Origin of the sequence: Variovorax sp. VRV01 (assembly GCF_014852545.1) — a bacterium.
GTDB classification, from domain to species: Bacteria; Pseudomonadota; Gammaproteobacteria; order Burkholderiales; family Burkholderiaceae_C; genus Variovorax; species Variovorax beijingensis_A.
Genome location: NZ_JACVBS010000008.1, coordinates 158,918 through 179,745, shown reverse-complemented (window position 1 = coordinate 179,745; position 20,828 = coordinate 158,918). Strand labels below are relative to the sequence as shown.

The following is a 20,828-nucleotide window of genomic DNA, read 5'->3' as shown; positions in this document are numbered from 1 at the left end:
TCCGGGGCGGGAAGCTCAGGCAAGCTTGCGCCGTTTGGGCGGCGCCGCGGCAGCCTGAGTCTCGGCCGGCGCCAGCATCTGCATGATCGTGGCGCAGTGTTCGTCCGCGAACTTCTTGTCCAGCGGCAGGTGCCGCATGAGGAGTCGGAAGTAGATCGGCGCATACAGGATGTCCATCTGCAATTCCGGCTCCAGGTCGCTGCGCAACTCACCCTTGCGGCGCGCTTCCTCGACCACCTCGCGCACGACCGCTCGCCGCCCGTACCAGAAGCGCTCACGGAACTCGCGCAGGACATCCGGGTCGCTCTGGCCCTCGGCCATGATCTGGGAGACGATGCGTCCTGACCAGCCGCTGTACTCCTCTACCAGCAGGTGGATGTGCCGCGTGAGCGCCTCGCGCGGGCTGACATCCTTCGGCATCGGCGTGTGGGACAGATGAGTCTGCAGGAACGCTTCGATGACCACCGCGGCCTTCGAGTTCCACCAACGGTAGATCGTGGCCTTGCCCACGCCGGCCTCGCGCGCGATCGACTCGATCGAGATCTGCGGCACGGGCGTCGTCTCCAGCAGCTTCAGCGTGGCATCAAGAATGGCCATGCGCGATGCATCGCTGCGGGCGCGTCCAGGGGAGCGCGTGCGCGCCGCAGCCGGGCCCGGAGCGGTGGAGAGTTTCGCAGCACGGGAGACGGGGGGACGGCCGCGCGCCTTGGCTGCAGTCGTTGAGGAAGGAGTTTTGGTCGGCAAGGAATTCTCGATGGCTACTGCGACGAGCCCATTATCCGGGACATGCCATCACACCTTGGCACCCGGCTCCAGATCCAGCAGCACGAAAGCCATGCGACATGTCTTGCCGGAGCGATTCGCCCAGCTGTGGTTGGTGGCTCTCTGGATCAGGATGTCACCGGCGCGCATGAGCGTCTCGCCCTCGTCCATGAGCGCATGGATCTCGCCGTCCAGCACGATCGCATAGTCCAGGGAGTGCGTCTTGTGGAACCAGAAGTGACGGGCATCGCCGGTGTCCCGCACGCCGTGCTCATCGAGAAAACGTGCCAGCTTCGCAGTCTCGTAGGTCTCGTCCGGCGGAAAATCCACCACCCGCAGAAGCGAACCCCCTTTGGAATGAAACCCGAAGGCCCGGCCGGCAGGCGCCGGATCGGTCCCGGGCGCCGCAGCCTCGCCCGTCGCCCACACCACCCGCGCGAGCGGCGTGCCCGGGTCGGTCGTGTGATTCGGCGTCGGTCCGTCCGACACGAAGACGGATTTGCCCTGCGCGTTCTCGCCGGTGACGATGCGGCGCACCGGTCGTGCGTTCGCCGGAGTCTTCGCGTCTTGTTTTTCGATCGTTGCTTCAGTATTCACGCCGAGGATCCTTTCTGATGACGATGGATGAGTGTTTTCGCATTCGCTGCGCGGAATCAGGCGGGCTCCGGCGCCTTCGACCGCACGCACACGTTGCGCTGGTTGCCGAGCCCTTCGATCTCCGAGTCGAGCACGTCGCCGTCCTGGAGAAATCGGTTGTAGTGCGTGCCGTTGCCTGCGGGAGAACCGGTCGCAATGAGGTCGCCCGGCCAGAGCTCGACGTGCGCGGAGAGATACTCGATTTGCCGCGCCACGTCGAACAGCATGTCCGCAGTCGACTCGTCCTGCATGGTCTGTCCGTTCAGCTTCAGCGTGATGCGCAGGTCCTGCGGGTCCGGCACGAAGCAGGCGGGCACCAGCACGGGGCCGAACGGCATGAAGCTCGGCGGCGACTTGGATCTCAGCCAGTCGGTGCCAAGCATCTTGTAGTCGGTGCGGGCGATCAGGTCGCGCGCCGAGACGTCGTTGACGATCGCGTATCCCGCGACGTGATCGAGGGCATCCTCGCGGCGCACGTTCCGGGCGCGCCGGCCGATGATGACGGCGAGTTCCAGTTCCCAGTCCGGCTTCTGCGTGGTTGCCGGAAGCACGATCGGATCGAAGGCACCCGTGACGGCCGAAGGCAGTTTCGGGAATGCGTAGGGCTCGCCGTGCGCTGCCCGCTCGTCCATCATGTCTTCCGCCCACTTGCGCAGCGCCGAACCCTCCAGCCCGTCGGGCCCGACGCCCATGTCGAGCGTGAGATCGACCACGTGCTTGCGGTAGTTGGCCCCGGTGCAAAGCAGCTGCCGCGGCAGATCCACGGGGGGATGCACCCGCAGGCGGTCCATCGGCAACTCGGCGTCGTGGCGCGCGGGGATGATCTCCCGCAGCGCGCGCAGCGCCACCAGGTGATAATCCCAATCCTGCAGCAGGTCGAGCACCGAGGCTTTCTCGGGCCACGCTGCTCCGCAGCGAAGCGCAAGCCCATGCAACGCGTGCAAGGGCAGCACGCGATCGCCGATGCACATGGCGGCAAACCGCTCGCCCCCGTCGTACGAGAAAGTTCCAAGGGAAAACTTCACGGCCTTCTTCTCACATGAAAGGCTTGCGCGGCGTCGGCCACCAGGTGCCCGTCTCGGGCTGCCCCATGCGATTGCGCAAGACACCGACGCCGGACACCTCCAACTCCACCACATCGCCCGGGCTGAGGCTGCGACCGAGCTCGAGCGCCGAGCCGTTGCCCATCGTTCCCGAACCGATCACGTCGCCCGGCTGCACATGGTCGCCCAGCGACACGTAGGCGACCAACTCCTCGACGCTCCACAGCATCTCCGAGGTGTCGCCCTCGCCCCAGGTCTCTCCGTTCACCCGGACGGCCATGCGGATGCGGTCCAGGTGCGGGAATTCGTCGATCGTGGTGATCCAGGGCCCGATGCCGTAGGCGAAGTCCTTGCTCTTGGTCGGCCCCATGCCGATCGCGAATTCGTTGGCCTGCAGGTCGCGGGCCGAGAAGTCGTTGAAGATCGTCACACCGAACAGATGCGAGCGGGCGGTATCGGGCGTGATGTTGTGTGCGGTCCGCCCCATGACCCAGCCGATTTCCAGTTCGTAGTCCATCTTTTCGGCGCGTGCCGGCCAAGGCACTTCGGCTTCATGCCCGATCACGGTCCATGGGGATCCCTTGAAATAGCCGGGCACCTGCAGCAGCGCGGGTGCGGGCGTGAGCTTCATCCGCTCATGGAACTGCCGGATGTGCTTGACGAAAGTGAGGCCGTCGCGCACCACCGACGGATCGCAGGCCGCGGCCCAATGCAAACCTTCGAAGGGCCTGGACGCTTCGTCTCCGCAGCGTGCCGCCGCCTCGTGCGCCGTCTCGAGGAACTGATCGCCAAGAGCGATTGCCGCCGACATGCTTTCGGGAAACACCGCTGAAGCGTATCGCAGCGCGGCCTCGCGGCTGGCGCCGCGTGACTGTTGCCGCAATGCCTCCGCCGCACGCAGATCAATAACGCGGGATTGCTCCGGCAGCACCATGCAGATGCGCTGAACTGGGCCATCGAGCCCCTGTACGACAAATCTTCCAAGTTTCACGGCAGCTCCTGTCCAAAAAAATAGTTTCGATACTATACGTCTCGTTTACAAATCAGATCCGGGTGTTTTCCCTAGACATCGATGTATAGGATGAACGGTCCTCTTCATTGACGGACCCATGATTCAAGCCTATATTTGACTCGATACGATCCGTATCGAATAAACCCGGCAAGGAGCAATCGATCCGTGCTGGTTCAGTCACTTCCATTCCCAGCCTTGGCCCCACACATGAGTAAGCGCCCTCCCGTCATCATTTCCTGCGCTTTGACCGGCGCGGGGGACACCCGAGCAAAGAACCCCGCCGTGCCCGCCTCGCCCCGGGAGATCGCGGACCAGGCCATCGATGCCGCGCGTGCCGGCGCATCGATCGTCCACATCCACGTGCGCGAGCCCGAGACCGGCAAGTCCTCCACGAAGTTCGCCTACTACGAGGAGGTCGTGCAGCGCATCCGCGCATCCCGCTGCGATGTGCTGATCAATCTCACGACCGGTCCGGGGACGATGCTGACGGTGCCGACCGACGCGCCGTTTCGCGTCCTTCCCATTTCCGATGCCGAACTCATGACACCGCATGAGCGGGTTGCGCATGTGGTCAGCCTCAAGCCCGACATCTGCAGTCTCGACGTCGCAACCATGAGCTTCGGCGACGCAGTTTTCATCAACCCCGCGAATCACCTGCGCGAGATGGCCGCAAAAATCCATGCGAGCGGCGTGACTATGGAGCTGGAGGTCTTCGACTTCGGCCACGCCCGCCTTGCGAGTCACCTGATCGCCACGGGCGCCATTCCGAAGAGCGCCTATTTCCAGCTGTGCATGTCGGTGCCGTGGGGTGCGCCAGCCACGCCAACGGTGTTGGCCGAAATGCAGCGCTTGTTGCCTACCGGCTCGCACTGGAGCGCGTTCGGCATCGGCTCGGACCAGTTCCCCATGGTCGCGATAGCCGCGATCCTGGGCGGGCATGTGCGAGTCGGCCTTGAGGACAACCTGTATGTCTCGCCGGGCAAGCTCGCACGGGACAACGCCGAGCTCGTGGCCAAGGCGGCCAGGATCATCGAGGAGCTCGGGTACGAAGTCGCCACGCCCGATCACGCGCGCGCGACCCTGCTGGGTTGAGCCATGAAGCCCGGCGAGATATCGGAAGCTGCGCTGCAGGAAGACAACCCCACTCGCGCGTTTATTGCGGATGCGGTGGCCTCGGGGCGCAGGTACCTCCCACTGGAGGTGAATCCCGCACTGGCCAGCCTGTCGGCTCTGCTGGTGGAGAGCGGCAACGGCGAGCTGGTGATCCGGTTTACCGCGCCACGCAGTGCAACCCAGGGTAACGGCGTGGTGGGCGGAGGCACGCTGGCGAACATGCTTGATCTCGCCATGGCGATGGGGGTCTTGTCGCAGCTGAAGCCGGGCTGCACCTGCGCCACCATCAGCTTGACCGTGAACATGCAAAGCGCCGGCCAGGAAGGCCAGTTCATTGCGGTGGCGGGAGTCGACCGGATCGGGCGGCAGATTGCCTTCGCGCACGCGAAGCTCTATGACGCCGAGCGCTCCCGGTTGATCGCGAGCGCGACCTCGTCGCTCGCGGTCATTCCGCCGCGCCCGTAAGGTGCGCCGGGGGGCCGCCGGGAGCGGGCCGCCCCGCCGACTTTCGCGGTCAGGGCTTCGGCGGCTTCACGGCACCGTCCCAGTGCTCGACGATCTTGCCGTTCTCGAGGCGGAACATGTCGAACCAAGTGGTGGTGTACTTGCGCGTTGAGTCCAGCGGTTCGGGGTACTCGCGCACAAAGCTCAGGATCACGATGTCGCGCTCGGCGACGATCGAGACCAATGGCGCCTTGATGCGAGCCTCCACCGGCAGGGGCGTCGGGGTCCTTCGCGAGATGAAGCCCACCATGGCTGCGCGACCGGTCGGCACGTTGGGGTTGTGCTGGATGTAGGACTCGGCAACGTACTTTTCCGCTTGCGCCACCTGCCCCGCCTCGAAGACCTCGCGCCAGAAGTCGTAGACGAGGCGCTTGTTGGCGCGCAGCGCCGGATCAGCGCTCGCCAGGAGCGCCTCCTGGTCGGCGGCCGGCTGAACCGGGACCTGCGCTGCCGCGGCAAGCGGCAGGATTGCGGCAAGTGCGAAGAGGAGATGTGCGAGCAGAGGATTCTTCATGGGCCAAGGCAGTTGTTGAGGGTGCTGGACTGCCGCCGTTATAGACGATCGGCGCGTCCCTTGTCCTTGAAAAGGCCGATGAAAAGGTTTCGGATCCAGCGGTGCGCCGGATCCGACTCGAAGCGGCGGCTCCAATGGATCGACACGGTGAAGGTGCTGCGGGGAAGCTCCGCCGCAAGCAGTGCATAGCGTTTGGCGTCGATGAACCGGCGTGCGATTTCTTCCGGCATCACGACGGCGAGGTCCGTGCGTTCGATGATGGCCGGCAATGCAAGGAAGTGCGCGGAGTTCAGCACCAACCTGCCATCGAGGCCAAGTTGCTGCAGGATGCGGAAGGTCTCCGAATGCGATCGCACGGCCACGTATTCCAGGCGCCGCAGGTCCTGGATGGTCATGTGCCCCTTCCTGGCCTTGGCCATGGGATGCCCCGCCCGCACCACGACCGCGTAGCGATCGCGCAGCAACTCGACGCGCTCCGTCCCGCTGACCGAAGGCAGGAAGCCGAGCGCGAAATGAATGGCCCCGGTTTCCAGAGCGTCGGCGATCTCCGCGTGCGGCAACGGGGTCGTGTGCACCCGCACGCCGGGTGCCTGGCGGTGCAAGGCCGAGATCAGCTCCGGCAGCAGCCGTGCCTCCCCGATGTCGTTCATGTGCATCCGAACGGTCATGCGCGAGTGCGAAGGGTCGAACAGGTCTTCGTCCCGCAGCACCTCTTGAATGGCGGCCACGGCCGGCTGCACGACGCTGGCCAGCCTTTCCGCCCGCAGCGTCGGCCGCATGCGTCCGTTGGCGCGCACGAACAGCGCGTCGCCCAGCGCAAGCCGCAACCGCGTCAACCCTTGGCTGGCGGCCGGCTGGGACAGCCCCAGCGCCTCGGCCGCAAGACTGACGCTGCCCAGGCGATAGACCGCTTCGAACAGGCGAAGCAGGTTCATGTCCAGCTTTTCACTATGCATGTTTCTTATTTTCTTATAGATGTTTCATTGTATTGATGAATAAACGACCAGCGGCAAAACTGCGGCATTCATCAAAAGGAGCATTCATGGATCAACGCGTCGAGCCGCTTGGGCAAGAGCCACTCGCAGTGGGCCGCACCCTGTCCGTGCGGGATGCCGTCTACAAGCTGCTGCGCGCATTCGGCATGACGCGCGTGTTCGGGAACCCCGGGTCGACCGAGCTGCCGCTGTTCATCGACTTTCCGGACGATTTCCACTACGTGCTCGGCCTGCAGGAGTCGGTGGTCGTGGGCATGGCCGACGGGTATGCCCAGGCCACGCACAACGCGGCGTTCGTGAATCTGCACTCCGCCGCCGGCGTCGGCCATGCGATGGGCAACATCTTCACGGCCTTTCGCAACCGCACGCCGCTGGTGATCACGGCCGGCCAGCAGGCACGTTCGATCCTGCCGTTCGAGCCCTTCCTGGGGTCCACGCAAGCGGCCGAGCTGCCGAGGCCTTATGTGAAGTGGAGCGTGGAGCCGGCGCGAGCCGAAGACGTCCCGCTGGCGATCGCGCGCGCCTACTACATCGCGATGACGCCACCGCGCGGTCCGGTCCTGGTCTCGATCCCATCGGACGACTGGGACGTCCAGACCCTGCCGGTCGAGGCGCGAGAGGTCAGCCGCCACCTGCGCCCGGACCCGGACCTTCTCGTGCGCATCGCCAAGGCGATCGACGGTGCCCGCTCCCCGGCCTTCGTGGTCGGCGCCGCGGTCGATCGCGACGAGGCCTGGAACGAGGCGGTGCAATTGGCCGAGCGGCACAACGCGCGTGTGTATGTCGCGCCCATGTCGGGCCGATGCAGCTTCCCCGAGGACCACCCGCTGTGGGGCGGCTTTCTGCCGCCGATGCGCGAGCGCATCGTCGAGCGGCTCGCCGGCCACGACTTGGTGTTTGCGCTCGGTGCGCCGGCATTCACCTACCACGTCCCGGGCCAGGGGCCGCACCTGCCCGAGGGAACCGAACTGGTGCAACTGACGGACGACCCTCAGGTCGCGGCCTGGGCGCCGACCGGAACCTCCGTGGTCGGCAGCATCCGCCTCGGGTTGCTCGATCTGCTCGAACGCAGCACGCCGCCGCATCGTACGGCACCACCTGCGCATCTGCGGCCATCGCGCGTTGCGGAGCCGGAGGCAGGGGAACGCCTGCCGGTGGCCTGGGTTCTTCAGACGCTGACCGATCTGCGCGCGCGCGACAGCATCGTGGTCGAGGAAGCGCCCAGCGCACGGCCGATCATGCACAGCCATCTGCCGATCTTCGAGTCGGAAACCTTCTACACCATGTGCAGCGGCGGCCTGGGCTTCGGTCTTCCGGCCGCGGTGGGAGTGGCACTGGGCAAGCCGGGCGCACGGGTCATTGCCCTGGTGGGCGATGGCTCGGCGATGTACGCCATCCAGGCACTGTGGAGTGCGGCGCAGCTGGCGTTGCCGGTGACGGTGGTGATCCTGAAGAACCGCCGCTATGCGGCCCTGTACGAGTTCGCCCGCATCTTCGGCTACCGGCCCGACGAGCATGTTCCGGGCACCGACCTGCCCGACCTCGATTTTGTCGCACTGGCTGCCGCGCAGGGCATGAAGGGACTGCGCGTGGATGCGGCCGAACAGTTGCGCCCCGCGTTGATGCAGGCCCTGCAATCGACCGCACCCATGCTGGTCGAGGTCGAAGTGGCCTGACGGCCTTTTGCTTTTTTCAAACTTTTAAGGAGACAGGACGATGGGCACGATATCGATGTTGATCAATGGCGAGGCACGGCAGGCTGGAAACGGCGCCACGTTCGAGCGCCGCAACCCGCTCGACGGCACGGTGGCCACCACCGCGCCCGCGGCCACGACGGCCGACGCCGTGGCCGCGGTCGAGGCTGCCGCAGCCGCATTCCCGGCCTGGTCCCGCACCGGCCCGGGCGAACGCAGGACATTGCTGTTGAAGGCGGCGCAGGCCATCGAGGCCAAGGCGCAGGCACTGACGGAAGCGATGGCGGCGGAAACCGGCGCTGCAGCGCCGTGGGCAGGCTTCAACGTGCACCTGGCCGCGGGCATGCTGCAGGAGGCGGCCGGCATGACGACCCAGATCGGCGGGGAGGTCATCCCCTCCGACACGGCCGGCAGCCTGGCCCTGGCTGTGCGCCGCCCGGCGGGCGTGGTGTTGGGCATCGCACCGTGGAATGCACCGGTGATCCTCGGTGTGCGCGCGATCGCCACGCCGCTGGCCTGCGGCAACACGGTGGTGTTGAAGGGCTCGGAACTCAGCCCGGCCACGCACGGGCTGATCGTCGAGGCGTTCAAGGATGCGGGCTTCCCGCCGGGCGTCGTCAACTTCGTGACCAATGCACCGGCGGACGCGGCTGACGTGGTCGAAGCGATCATTGCCCATCCGGCGCTGCGCCGCGTGAACTTCACCGGCTCCACCCGCGTCGGCAAGCTGCTCGCGCTGACCTGCGCGAAATACCTCAAGCCGGCGGTGCTGGAACTGGGCGGGAAGGCCCCGCTGGTGGTGCTCGATGACGCCGACCTCGAAGCCGCGGTCAACGGCGCGGCCTTCGGCGCCTTTGCCAACAGCGGACAGATCTGCATGAGCACCGAGCGCATCATCGTCGACCGCCGGATCGCGGACGCCTTCGTCGACCGGCTCGCCGCCAAGGCCAGGCAGCTGCCGCTGGGCGATCCGCGCAAGGGGCCCGTGGTGCTGGGTTCGGTCGTCGATGCGAGCACCGTCGAGCGCTGCAACGCGCTGATCGACGATGCGCTCGCCAAGGGCGCGAAACTCGTATGCGGCGGCAAGGCCGAGAACACGCTGTTCCCGGCGACGCTGCTCGACCACGTGACGCCGCAGATGCGCATCTACCACGAGGAGAGCTTCGGTCCCGTGAAACCGGTGGTGCGCGTCGACGGCGTCGACGAAGCGGTGCGCGTGGCCAACGACAACCCCTACGGCCTGTCCGCCGCCGTGTTCGGGCGCGACATCGCCCGTGCGTGGGAGGTCGCCAACCGCATCGACTCCGGCATCTGCCACGTGAACGGCCCGACCGTGCACGACGAGGCGCAAATGCCCTTCGGCGGCGTGAAGGATTCGGGCTACGGCCGCTTCGGCGGAAAGGCCGGCATCGATGCCTTCACCGAACTGCGGTGGCTCACGATACAGACCACCGAGCGCCACTACCCGTTCTGACAACAAGAAGGAGACAGTTCATGAAATTCCTGCTGGCAACAGCCGTGCTTGCGCTCGGCCTCGGACCGTGCGGCATCGCCCAGGCCCAGGACTGGCCGAAGCAGCCCATCAAGATCGTCGCCAATTTCGCGCCCGGCGGCGCGGCCGACCAACTAGCCCGCGTGATCGGCGCGCCGCTGCAGGAAGCGCTCGGGCAGCCGGTGCTCGTCGAGAACAAGGGCGGCGCCGGGGGCAACCTCGGCGGCGATTTCGTCGCCAAGTCGCCACCCGATGGCTATACGTTCTTGATGAGTTCCGGTGGCATGGTGTCGATCAACCCGCACATCTACGCGAAGATGCCCTTCGATCCGGCGAAGGACCTCGTCCCGGTGGCATCCGTTGCACGGGTTCCGTTCTACCTGGTGGTCCGCGCCGACAGCACGGTCAAGGACTTCAAGGGCCTCCTCGCCGACCTGAAGGCGAACCCCGGCAAGCGATCCTTCGGTTCGCCCGGCAATGGGAGCTCGCCCCACCTCGCGGCGGAAATGATGACGGGCCGGACAGGGACCACGGCCATCCACGTGCCCTACCGTGGCGCGGCTCCCGCGCTGACGGACCTGCTGGGCGGCCAGATCGATTTCCTGTTCGACCCGGGAATCAGCATCCAGCACGTCAAGACCGGGAAGCTGCGCATGCTGGCCGTGGCCAGCCTCAAGCGGGCACCCCAGATGCCGGAGGTACCCACGCTCGACGAACTCGGGCTGAAGGGCTTTGACGCCGATGCGGTGTTCGGCCTCTACGCCCCGGCTGGCACGCGGCCCGCCGTGATCCAGCGGATCAATGCCGAAGTCAACCGCGCGCTGGCACTGCCGGCCGTCCGGGCAACCATCGAAACCCTCGGCAACGTCCCGGAGCCGCTGACCCCCGCAGCCTTTGGCGACAAGGGCGCGGCCGACTTCAAGCGGCTGGGCGCCGTGATCCGGGAGCGCGGGATCCGCGCCGACTGATGCCGAAAGAAGAAAGACAACCGATGATCGCCGCCTCCCCGCCTGCCGACCGCAAGCTCCCCGTCATCGAAACGGACGTCCTGATCGCCGGCGGCGGTCCCTGCGGCCTGATGCTCGCCAACGAGCTCGGCCGCCGTGGCATCCGCTGCCTGGTGGTCGACGCCAAGCCGAGCACGGCCTTCAACCCGCAGGCCAACGCGACGCAGGCCCGCACGATGGAGCATTTCCGCCGGTTGGGCTTCGCGCACGAGATCCGTGCGTTGGGACTGCCCGCCGACCACCCGACGGACATCGCCTACTTCACGCGGTTTGCCGGGCACGAGCTGGCACGCATCAGCCTGCCGACCGCTGCCGAGGCCACCGTGAAGATCAAGACGATGACGGGCTCCTGGAGCGCCGCCGAGCTGCCGCATCGCGTGTCGCAGAAGTTCGTGGAGGAAGCCCTGCGCCGCCATGCGCAAGCCTGGCCGTCCATCGATGTGCGCTATGGCTGGCGGCTGGAGCGATTCAGCGATGAGGCTTCTTCGATAAGCGCCACGGTGCGGCCAAGCGAAGGCGGTCCGGCGCAGGAGGTGGTCGCGAAATTCCTCGTCGGCGCCGACGGCGCGCGCAGCTTCGTCAGGCAACAATTGGGCATCGAGTGGGGTGGTGTCACCGGCATCCAGCGGGAGTTCATGGGCGGCAAGATGTTCGCCATCTACCTGCGCGCGCCCCGGTTCCTCTCCGTGCTGCGTCATTCCAAGGCCTGGATGTACGTGGCGGTCAACCATGAGAGGCGCGCCTTCATGGCCTCGGTGGACGGCATGGCCGAGTACGCCTTCCACGCGGCGTTGCGGCCCGGCGAAGACGCCGACGGCTGGACCGAGGCCGATGCGCGCCGCGTCTTTGCCGAGGCGGTGGGCGCCGACGTGCCGATGGAGATCCTGTCGATGGGCACCTGGCTCGCGGGGCACGCGCTGGTGGCCCGGCGCTTCCAGCAGGGCCGCGTCTTCATCGCAGGCGACGCCGCCCACCTGTTCACGCCCACCGGCGGCCTGGGCTACAACACGGCGGTCGAGGATGCGGTCAATCTGGGCTGGAAGCTGGCGAGCGTGATTCGCGGCCAGGCGCCGCTGGCGCTGCTCGACAGCTATGAGGCCGAGCGCCGGCCGCTGGCCGAGCGCAACACGGGCTATGCGCGCAAGTTCGCCGACTCGGTCGGACTCTTCGCGGCGAAGCCCGAGCTGGAGGAGGCCTCGGAACAGGGCGACGCAGAACGCCAGCTCGCGGCCCGTCACTTCAACGAGCACGCCCGTCTCGAATTCAATATTCCGGGCGTGACCTTTGGCGGCCGCTACGACGGTTCACCGGTCATCGCTGGTGATGGCGCCGCGCTGCCGCCTGATGAGCCGAATGTCTACACACCCACGGCCAGTCCTGGCGGTCGTCCGCCGCACGCCTGGCTGGACGACGGGCGTTCGCTGTTCGATCTGTTCCACACCGAATGGACCCTGCTCGCGCTGGGGCCCAACCCGCCTTCCACCGAGGCCTTCGAGGCCGCGGCCCGGGCACTGGCGATCGACCTGCGTGTCGTGCGGCTGCCGCAGCCGTCGCTGCATGAGCTCTACGAGGCGCCGCTGGCACTCATTCGCCCCGACCAGATCGTCGCATGGCGCGGCGCGGCTGCGAACGATGCGGTGAGCGTGCTGTCCCGCGTGACGGCCAGGTAGAGGCCATCGGCTCCGTACCCCGCTTCGACAACATCAACTACTTACGGCGATCCACCTGAGGACACCCTGCATGAAAGTCATCACTGCCCTGCTTCTTCGCCTCCCGGCCATCGCGATGGCCTTGGCCATCGTTCCGCCGGCCTACGCACAGGCCTGGCCGACCAAGCCGGTCCGCCTGGTCGCGGCCTTTCCGCCAGGCACACCCGGCGACGTGATCGCCAGGTTGATCCAGCCGGCATTGCAGGCCTCGTGGGGCCAGCCTGTCGTGGTCGAGAACAAGCCGGGTGCGGGCGGCAATCTGGCCGCTGGAGAGGTCGCACAGGCTAGGGACGGCCACACCCTGCTCGTCGGGCCCGACACGATCCTCACCATCAATCCCCACCTGTACAAGAAGCTGAGCTTCGATCTGCGGGCCTCGCTCAAGCCCGTCACCTACTTCGCCAGCTTCAACCAGATGCTGGTGTGCAATCCGGCCACCGGCATCACGTCATTCAAGGCCTTCAGCCGGCTGCCCCCTTCGAGGCCGTATGCCTCCGGCGGGACGGGAACCCCGAGCCACATGACCATGGAGATGCTGCTTGCGACCACCGGCAGCAAGCTCACCCATGTGCCGTACAAGGGCCCGGGCCCCGCTGCACAGGACGTGCTGGCGGGCCATGTCGACTGCGGTTTCATCGTCTCTTCCGTGGTCCTGCCCCATGTCCAGGGCGGGCGTTTGCAGGCCATCGCCGTCTCCGGAAAGGAGCGATCGGTTCTGCTGCCCAGGATTCCGACCGTGGCCGAGAGCGGACACCCCGGCTTCGATGCGACCTTCTTCGAAACGCTGCTGGCACCCTCGAGCCTGCCAACCGCTACGGTCGAGAAGATCCAGCACGACGTACGCGCCGCGCTGGACGCGCCGGCCATCAAGGCTCGGCTGGCAGAGATGGATCTGCGGTTGGAAGGCAACACCGCGCAGGAAGCCCAGCGGCGCAGCCAGGAGGATTTCGCCAAGTGGGGCGCTGTTGCGCAGCGAGCCAAGCTGCAACTGGATTGAGGAGAACGACATGCGCAATCTGAATCAGCACACCATCACCAAAGCCGTGCTCGCGCGGCAGGCGCAGACGGCGGATCCGCGGCTCAAGCGCATCATGGACAGTCTGGTCAAGCATCTGCACGCCTTTGCACGAGAGGTGGAACTGACCGAGGAGGAATGGTTCAGGGGCATCGAATTCCTGACGCGCTGCGGCCATATCACCGACGACAAGCGTCAGGAGTTCATCCTGCTGTCGGATGTGCTCGGCCTGTCGATGTTGACGGTGGCACAGAACAACGACAAGCCAGCCGGATGCACCGAGGCGACCGTCTTCGGCCCCTTCCATGTGGAAGGGGCTCCACACTACGAACCGGGTGCGGACATCTCCAACGGCGCGCGCGGCATTCCGTGCCTCGTCCGCGGCGCAGTGCGCGGCATCGGCGGCGAACCGATCGCCAATGCGCACATGGACGTGTGGCAATCGGACGAGGACGGCCTGTACGACGTGCAGCACCCGGAGATCGGCCATGCACAGGCGCGCGGCATCGTGCACTCCGACAGCAAGGGGCGCTACCAATTCCGCTCGATCCTGGCGGTTCCCTACGCCATTCCGCATGATGGCCCGGTGGGCGACCTGCTCGAGGCCACCGGGCGCCATCCCTGGCGCCCCGCGCACCTGCACTTCCTGATCAAGGCGGACGGCTACGAGACGCTGATCACGCATGTGTTCCGCAGCGATGATCGGTACCTGGATTCGGACGCCGTGTTCGGTGTGCGCCAGTCGCTGATCGCCGACTGGAGGCCGCAATCCGATGGCAGCTATCTGGTCGAGTACGACTTCGTGCTCAACCCCGTCACGCAGGGCGTGGCGGTTGCGCGGCATCCTGCACCTCGCTGATAAACCGCAGAGGATGCACCATGATCCGACACATCGTGATGTGGAACCTGAACGGCGCCACGGCCGAGGAGAAGCAGGAGAACATCGAGCGGTTGAGAAGATGCTTCCATGGCCTGCGTGGTCGTATTCCCGGGCTGCTTCACCTGGAGGTCGGCGTGGATGGAAGCCGAATCGACTATGCCTGCGACGTTGTGTTGTACAGCGAGTTCGAATCCTGGAAGGCGCTGGATGCCTATGCAAAGCATCCGGAGCACCTGCAGGTGCGAGATGAGCTTGCCGGCATCCGTATCGCCAGGCACCAGGTGGACTACGAAGTCCACGCCGATTGAGCTCGCTACAGTGGAAATCGCATGAAGGAATTCATCTACCACGGCCAGCCTTCCAGGGTGGTGTTCGGCCCCGGTGCCCTGGCGCATCTGGAGCGCGAGATCGATCTGCTCGGTGCGCATCGTGCGCTGGTCCTGTCGACGCCCGAGCAGCAGCAGCAGGCGCACATGGTGGCCGAGCGCCTTGGAGTCCGTGCGACAGGCGTCTTTGCGCGTGCCGCCATGCACGTGCCCATCGAGACGGCGCGCGAAGCCCGCGACGAGGCACGCCGGCTGGGTGCGGATTGCGCCATTGCCATCGGAGGCGGCTCGACCACCGGCCTGGGCAAGGCGATCGCGCTCGACTCCGGCTTGCCGATTCTGGCGATCCCCACGACTTATGCGGGAAGCGAGATGACGCCGATCTACGGCATCACCGAGGGCGGACTGAAGAAGACCGGCAAGGACTTTCGTGTGCTGCCGCGCACCGTGATCTACGACCCCGAGCTGACGCTGACGCTGCCGGTTCCCCTGAGCGTGACGAGCGCGATGAACGCGATCGCGCATGCGGCCGAAGGCCTGTACGCGCGCGACGGCAACCCGGTGATGGACCTGATGGCCGAGGAAGGCATCCGGGCGTTGGCCAGTGCGCTGCCGGCCATCCGCCGACGCAGCGACGACATCGACGCGCGCGGAGATGCGCTGTACGGTGCCTGGCTGTGCGGCGCGGTGCTTGGCAACGTGGGCATGGCGTTGCACCACAAGCTGTGCCACACCCTGGGCGGCAGCTTCAACCTGCCTCATGCTGAGGTGCACACGGTCGTACTGCCCCAGGCCATCGCCTTCAACGCGCCTGCGGTGCCGCAAGCCATGTCCCGTATCCAGCGCGCACTCGGTATGGCAGCGCAAGGCAGCGCCGCGGCGGGCCTGTTCGACCTGGCACAAGACAACGGGGCGCCGGTGGCGCTGCGCGACATCGGCATGAAGGAGGACGATCTCGACCGTGCGGCAGATATCGTCGTGAGCAATCCGTACTGGAACCCGCGAGAGGCAGGCCCGGCACAGCGCGGCGAAGTCAGGCGGCTGCTGCAGAACGCCTTCGATGGCATCCGGCCTGAGTAGGATTTCCGACGCGGTGGAACCAACCATCGCAATCTTCCGTGGAGGTCGACGTCGTCGCCGGAAAAGACCGGCTTGTTGATCGGGAAAGCCTGAACTTCTGCCAATCCTCCCATGCCGGCTTCAGCATCATCTTGGCGCCGTTCACGCCCGGCTGAAACCGACATTCAACCCTGCTATTCAGCCCTGATATCGGGTGACGGAATTGTGGGCACCCCTTGCGAGATGGCTGCGCAGTTCTGGGCCGCCATGGCGCTCTGGTAAGCAGTTCGCGCCTGCAGGCGCTCCCAGTAGGCGCGAATCGACGGCGTGAACTGCTGTTCAAGTCCGAGATGCTGCGCCAGCAGCAGCGCGTAGCCGATCGAAACATCGGCGGCGGTGAAGCGGTTCGCACAAAGGAACGCCTGCTCCGACAAGAGCGGCTCCAGCGTCCGCAACCTCGCGAGGAACCACTTGCCGTAGTCTTGGGCCACCTGGGGCTGGCGCCGTTCGCCCGTTTCGAAGTGCAGGTACCGCAACACCAGTGTCTGCGGGAACGTCAGGGTCGCTTCCCCGAAATGCAGGTAGTTCAGGTAGGCGCCGAAGGCCGGCTCATCGATGCCCACATCGAGATTTCCCGGGGAAAAGCGTGCCGCCAAATACTGGCAGATGGCAGACGACTCCGTCATGCGAACCGTGCCGTCGAACATGGCCGGCACGGTTCCCAGGGGATTGATCTCCAGGTACGACCGAGCCAGTGCGCGAGGCGGGAACGGCATCATCTTCAGGTCGTACGGAATCCCGAGTTCCTCCAGCATCCACAAGGGACGAAACGAACGTGCGCTCACGCAATGGTGCAGGGTGATCATGGCTTCAGTGTTCGGTGATGGTGGACCTTGACCCGCTTCCTACAGCGTCGGCGATGAGGTCGCCCATGCGCTCCGTTCCAACCAGCCGGGTGCTGCTGCATCGGATATCCGCGGTACGGTAGCCCTGGCGGAGCACCGAGCGTATCGCAGCCTCGACCACCGCACATAGGTCTGGCCGGCGCGCGGCGTGGCGCAGCATAAGCCCTAAGGCGCGGATGCAGGCGATCGGATTCGCGACATCCTGCCCGGCGATGTCGAGCGCAGTACCATGCCCTGCCTCGAACATGCCCTTGGCGCCTTCTCCCAGCATCGCCGATGCCGGCAGCCCGATCGACCCGGTCAGCGCCGACGCCGCGTCACTCAGGAGATCGCCGAAGAGGTTGCCCGCCAGGACGACGTCGAAGGATGCGGGACGCCCGATGAGCTGCATCAGCGCGTTGTCGGCGTACAGATGCGTGAGTTCCACGTCGGGGTACTGCGCTGCCAGCTCGCTCACCACCGAACGCCAGAGGCCGGACGTTTCCAGCACATTGGCCTTGTCCACGCTCGCGAGTTTTCCGCGTCTTGAGCGCGCCATGTCGAAGGCGATGCGCGCGATGCGGCGCACCTCTTCTTCCGCATACCGCATCGTGTCGAACCCTTCCCGCTGCCCCTCGAAAGCCCCGTCCGGCGCGCATCGCTGGCCGCGCGGCAACCCGGTGTAGACGTCTCCGTTCAGCTCGCGCACCACCAGCAGGTCGGTGCCCGCGACGCACTCGCTGCGCAAGGGTGAGAGCCGCGCCAGATCCGGCGGAACGACGACCTCCTTGAGGCAGGCAAAGAGCCCGAGTTCGCGCCGCAGGCCAAGCAATGCGCGTTCCGGCCGCAACGCACGCTCCAGGTGATCGAACCGTGGATCGCCCACAGTACCGAACAGGACTGCGTCGGCGCGTTGCACCAAGGAAAGCGTCTCGTCCGGCAAAGGACTGCCATGCGATTCGAACGCGACACCGCCCACGGCGCCTTCTTCCACGTCCGCGTGAAACCCGAGAGGCTTCAGGACCTCCAGCACCTTTCGCGCCTGCGCAATGATTTCCGGTCCAACGCCCTCGCCTGGCAGCATCGCGATCCTGAACGCGGGCATGGCCTCAATCCAGGGTGGCGCCGGACTGCTTCACCAGCTTCTGGTGCTTCGCCAACTCGGACTGGAAGAAGGCTGGCGCCAGGTCTGGCCCCGTGTTCAGGACCGTGAGCCCCTGGCCGGCGATGACGGTTCTTGCTTCCGGCGATACCAAGGCCTCTTGCACCGCCGCGGCATAGCTGTCGACCACGGGTTTGGGCAAACCGGCCGGACCGATCAAGGCGATCCAGGCGTCGAAGCTGTACTTGGGCACGCCCGACTCGATCATCGTCGGCACCTCGGGCAAGGCCGCGGAGCGCGCCGGCGTCGATACCGCCAATGCGCGCAGCGCCCCGGCCTTGATCTGCGGCGCCACCTGCGAGATTGAAATGAAAGCAAGTTGCACCTGCCCGCCCATCAGATCGGTGATGAGCGGCGCGGTGCCGCGATAGGGCACGTGCTTCATGTCGATGCCGGTCTCGCTCACCATCAGTTCCCCCGCCAGGTGGAGCACGCTCCCGTTGCCGGCGGATCCGTAATTGAGCTTGCCGGGATTGGCCTTCGCATAGGCCAGCAGTTCCTTCACGCTCTTGACCGGAAGCTCGTTGTTCACGACCAGCACGACGGGCACCGTGGCCAGTACCGCGATGGGCGTGATGTCCTTCATGCTGTCGTAGGGAATCGTCTTGTAGATGCCCGGATTGATGACATGGTTGGACGACACCATGCCGAGCGTGAGCCCATCCTTGGGCGCCTTCACGATCTGGGCGGTGCCCGGAATTCCCCCGGCGCCGACGACGTTCTCCACCACGATCGGGTGGCCGGTCGCGCGTCCGAAGGCCGGCGCGACTGCGCGGGCGACCGCATCGACCGTTGAACCGGCGGCCAGTGGCACGACGATCCGGATCGGCCGGTCGGCGTTCGGGGATTGCGCCGCGGCGAACCATGGCGTTGCAAGCAACGCAGCCGCCAAAGAAACGGAAATGGCTTTCCGGAGGGAATGTGCACGCATGGGTTTGTCTCTCTCGCGTTGTTGAAATTCATGGATGGCGCGCCTGCAGCTCGGCAAACGAAACGAGTTCGCCCGCAATCGCGCTGGCCGCCACCGTGGGCGGGCTGGCGAGCCAGACTTTCCCGGGTCCGCCCCGGCCGGGGAAGTTGCGGTTGATGGCGCTCACGGTGACCTGGTCGGCCCGCTCCGAACCACCGGGTCCGCAGTTGCCGCAAGCGCCGCAGGAGGGCTGAAGAATGCGGGCGCCCACGCGTTCGAACGCGTCCATGTACCCGGCCGCAATGCAGTGATCGCGCACCGCGGCGGTCCCGAACTGGAGATACAGGTCCACACCTGGCGCAACCTTGAGCCCGCGGTCCGCCGCCCACCTCAGCACCGCGTGGTAGTGATCGAAATCTTCGCGCTTGCCTGCGGTGCACGAGCCGCCGTAGGCGATGTCGATGCGCACCCGTCCATCGATTGCCGCAAGCGGCCGCCCGTTGCCCGGATCGCCCGGTGCCGCGACCATGGGAGGAATCCGCGTGCAGTCGACGTGCAGCGTCTTGGCGTAGACCGCCCCGTCGTCGCTGCGCATCCACGGCTCGACTTCGAAATCGACGCCGCGGCGCTCGCGCAGGAAGCGCACGGTCTCGGCATCGGGAGCGACCAGGCCGGTGAAGCCGCCGAGTTCCGCCGTCATGTTGGTGAGCGTGGCGCGCTCGTCGGTGGTCATGCGCAGCACCACCTCGCCCGTGAACTCGAACACCTTGCCCACCCCGCCGCCGTCGCGCACAAAGGGCAGCGCGAGCAGATGCAGCACGACGTCCTTGGCGGTCACGCCAGGGGCCAGCAAGCCGTCGAGCGCGATCTTCAGGGACTGCGGCACCGTCAGCCGCACCGCGCCCGTCACGAAGGCATTCGCCATGTCCGTGGTTCCGACGCCGAAGGCCACGCAACCCAGCGCGCCGCTGTGCGGCGTGTGTGAATCCGTGCCCACCACCAGTTGGCCCGGCAGCGCGTAGTGTTCCGCCACCATGGCGTGCGAGATGCCGGCCACATTGGTGCCGTCGTCCTTCGCGGCCTGTTCCTCCGTCAGCGTGCGGTGCGAGCGCAAGCCGTAGGCGGCCGCGAATTCGCGCTGCGCCTCGACCATGCGATGCACATTCGGCACCAGGCCGCCACGTACGTGCGCGGGACTCTCCTCGACATAGGACGTGTGGTCTTCGAAGACGACGATGGAATCGGCGTCGTGCAGCACCAGCGGCCGGCCGAAGGTGGGGTGCAGCATGTGCGCGGCCATGCCTGTGTAGTACTCGTGGATGAAGCGAAGGTCGGCGCGCACGAAGGCGCCGTCGCCCGGTGCGGGATGTGCCTGCGTCAGCTCGGTGGCGAGCGCGTGGCGGGCCACGATCTTCTCGAACAGCGTGCGCGGGCGCGCGTCCTGCACGTCGGGCGGCACCGTGATGTCGCGCATGAATCGCTGGCCGAACCGCAGCAGCCCGCCGCTCCTGAGGATCGCCGCGGCCAGCCCGTCGCGGCCGGCCACCAGGTCTTCGACCGGAATCGCCTCGCCCGCGCGGATGCGCGCGACCAGGCCGAAGTCGGTCGAGGTGAACAGGCCGATGTTGTCGGCGTTCTGCCGGTACAGGCGCTCGAAGCTTTCGGCGATGACCAGCCGCACGCCGGCCGCCTTCTCGGCGGTCGGGCTGTGCTCGCGCGACGAGCCCTTGCCATAGCGCCTGCCCGCGACCACGACCTCGACGCCCGACGCGCGGACGGCATCGGTGCCGATGGGAAATGCCTCGCCCGCCTTGAAGCCGGTGTAGGGGTAGCGCCCCAGCTTGTCGTCGTAGTGCGTGAGGATCGGAAGCGGCGTGATCTCGTCCGTCGAAACATCGTCACGCAATGGCGACGCGTCGGCGAGTTCGAGGCGCTCGCCCTTCAAGCTCAGCTCGACCATGCGTGCGGAACGGCTCAGGAAGAGGACGCGCGGGTCGAACCGGATGCATTCGGCGCTGGCGGCGGCTGGCGTGGAGGCTGTCATGCCCCGATGTTCACGGGCAGTGGCAGCGCCATAAAGCGCTCGCTCGGCACAGGGGATCTCGCCATCC

20 protein-coding genes are annotated in these 20,828 nt (G+C 66.4%); 10 read left to right on the top strand and 10 right to left on the bottom strand.

The features are described from left to right. Positions 1 to 15: 15 nt before the first annotated feature. The 4 genes from IB278_RS16275 to IB278_RS16260 form a co-directional block, all read right to left on the bottom strand. Positions 16 to 597, bottom strand: coding sequence for a TetR/AcrR family transcriptional regulator (locus IB278_RS16275; protein WP_192324168.1), 582 nt, complete (start codon positions 595 to 597; stop codon positions 16 to 18). Between the two features lie 195 nt (positions 598 to 792). Beyond that, a complete protein-coding gene (locus IB278_RS16270) occupies positions 793 to 1,359 on the bottom strand; it encodes a cupin domain-containing protein (protein ID WP_225612946.1) in 567 nt (188 codons plus the stop codon). A gap of 56 nt (positions 1,360 to 1,415) precedes the next feature. Then, positions 1,416 to 2,282: a fumarylacetoacetate hydrolase family protein gene (locus IB278_RS16265; protein WP_318646686.1), complete on the bottom strand. Its 867-nt coding sequence runs from the start codon at positions 2,280 to 2,282 to the stop codon at positions 1,416 to 1,418. Between the two features lie 151 nt (positions 2,283 to 2,433). Next, positions 2,434 to 3,375, bottom strand: coding sequence for a fumarylacetoacetate hydrolase family protein (locus IB278_RS16260; RefSeq protein ID WP_225612945.1), 942 nt, complete (start codon positions 3,373 to 3,375; stop codon positions 2,434 to 2,436). Between the two features lie 285 nt (positions 3,376 to 3,660). Between IB278_RS16260 and IB278_RS16255 the strand changes: the two genes are divergently transcribed. Further along, positions 3,661 to 4,545: a 3-keto-5-aminohexanoate cleavage protein gene (locus tag IB278_RS16255; RefSeq protein WP_192324413.1), complete on the top strand. Its 885-nt coding sequence runs from the start codon at positions 3,661 to 3,663 to the stop codon at positions 4,543 to 4,545. Positions 4,546 to 4,548: 3 nt separating this feature from the next. After that, positions 4,549 to 5,031, top strand: a complete 483-nt coding sequence (locus IB278_RS16250) for a PaaI family thioesterase (protein ID WP_192324166.1) — start codon at positions 4,549 to 4,551, stop codon at positions 5,029 to 5,031. A 49-nt stretch (positions 5,032 to 5,080) separates the two neighbouring features. Here the strand turns inward: IB278_RS16250 and IB278_RS16245 are convergent, their stop codons facing one another. After that, a complete protein-coding gene (locus IB278_RS16245; RefSeq protein WP_192324164.1) occupies positions 5,081 to 5,584 on the bottom strand; it encodes a nuclear transport factor 2 family protein in 504 nt (167 codons plus the stop codon). A gap of 38 nt (positions 5,585 to 5,622) precedes the next feature. After that, positions 5,623 to 6,540 (bottom strand): LysR family transcriptional regulator, encoded by a 918-nt coding sequence (locus IB278_RS16240; protein ID WP_192324162.1) that lies wholly within the window; start codon positions 6,538 to 6,540, stop codon positions 5,623 to 5,625. Positions 6,541 to 6,626: 86 nt separating this feature from the next. On the opposite strand from IB278_RS16240, the gene mdlC reads away from it, so the two are divergent. The 8 genes from mdlC to IB278_RS16200 all read left to right on the top strand — a co-directional run bounded on the left by mdlC (position 6,627) and on the right by IB278_RS16200 (position 15,782). Further along, complete coding sequence (mdlC, locus tag IB278_RS16235) at positions 6,627 to 8,255, top strand: benzoylformate decarboxylase (protein WP_192324160.1); 1,629 nt, start codon at positions 6,627 to 6,629, stop codon at positions 8,253 to 8,255. A gap of 40 nt (positions 8,256 to 8,295) precedes the next feature. Next, complete coding sequence (locus IB278_RS16230) at positions 8,296 to 9,747, top strand: aldehyde dehydrogenase (protein ID WP_192324158.1); 1,452 nt, start codon at positions 8,296 to 8,298, stop codon at positions 9,745 to 9,747. A gap of 20 nt (positions 9,748 to 9,767) precedes the next feature. After that, the gene (locus tag IB278_RS16225; protein ID WP_192324156.1) at positions 9,768 to 10,733 is read left to right on the top strand and encodes a Bug family tripartite tricarboxylate transporter substrate binding protein; all 966 of its coding nucleotides are present in this window, start codon (positions 9,768 to 9,770) and stop codon (positions 10,731 to 10,733) included. A gap of 23 nt (positions 10,734 to 10,756) precedes the next feature. Beyond that, a complete protein-coding gene (locus IB278_RS16220) occupies positions 10,757 to 12,442 on the top strand; it encodes an FAD-dependent oxidoreductase (RefSeq protein WP_192324154.1) in 1,686 nt (561 codons plus the stop codon). A gap of 70 nt (positions 12,443 to 12,512) precedes the next feature. Further along, complete coding sequence (locus IB278_RS16215; protein WP_192324152.1) at positions 12,513 to 13,478, top strand: Bug family tripartite tricarboxylate transporter substrate binding protein; 966 nt, start codon at positions 12,513 to 12,515, stop codon at positions 13,476 to 13,478. Between the two features lie 10 nt (positions 13,479 to 13,488). Continuing rightward, entirely contained in the window at positions 13,489 to 14,355 is an 867-nt protein-coding gene (locus IB278_RS16210) for an intradiol ring-cleavage dioxygenase (protein ID WP_192324150.1), read from the top strand. Between the two features lie 20 nt (positions 14,356 to 14,375). Then, the gene (locus IB278_RS16205; protein ID WP_192324148.1) at positions 14,376 to 14,684 is read left to right on the top strand and encodes a Dabb family protein; all 309 of its coding nucleotides are present in this window, start codon (positions 14,376 to 14,378) and stop codon (positions 14,682 to 14,684) included. Between the two features lie 21 nt (positions 14,685 to 14,705). Beyond that, positions 14,706 to 15,782 carry a maleylacetate reductase gene (locus IB278_RS16200; protein ID WP_192324146.1) on the top strand — a complete coding sequence of 359 codons (1,077 nt, stop codon included), beginning with the start codon at positions 14,706 to 14,708 and terminating at the stop codon, positions 15,780 to 15,782. Positions 15,783 to 15,955: 173 nt separating this feature from the next. Here IB278_RS16200 and IB278_RS16195 read toward each other — a convergent pair whose 3' ends face one another. From IB278_RS16195 to IB278_RS16180, 4 genes are read right to left on the bottom strand one after another with little or no spacing between them, the layout of a single operon-like run. Continuing rightward, positions 15,956 to 16,627: a glutathione S-transferase family protein gene (locus tag IB278_RS16195; protein WP_192324144.1), complete on the bottom strand. Its 672-nt coding sequence runs from the start codon at positions 16,625 to 16,627 to the stop codon at positions 15,956 to 15,958. Positions 16,628 to 16,631: 4 nt separating this feature from the next. Further along, positions 16,632 to 17,750, bottom strand: a complete 1,119-nt coding sequence (gene leuB, locus IB278_RS16190) for a 3-isopropylmalate dehydrogenase (RefSeq protein ID WP_192324142.1) — start codon at positions 17,748 to 17,750, stop codon at positions 16,632 to 16,634. 4 nt (positions 17,751 to 17,754) lie between these two features. Then, the gene (locus tag IB278_RS16185) at positions 17,755 to 18,738 is read right to left on the bottom strand and encodes a Bug family tripartite tricarboxylate transporter substrate binding protein (protein WP_225612944.1); all 984 of its coding nucleotides are present in this window, start codon (positions 18,736 to 18,738) and stop codon (positions 17,755 to 17,757) included. A gap of 28 nt (positions 18,739 to 18,766) precedes the next feature. Beyond that, positions 18,767 to 20,761, bottom strand: a complete 1,995-nt coding sequence (locus IB278_RS16180; RefSeq protein WP_412556328.1) for an aconitase family protein — start codon at positions 20,759 to 20,761, stop codon at positions 18,767 to 18,769. Positions 20,762 to 20,828 lie beyond the last annotated feature (67 nt).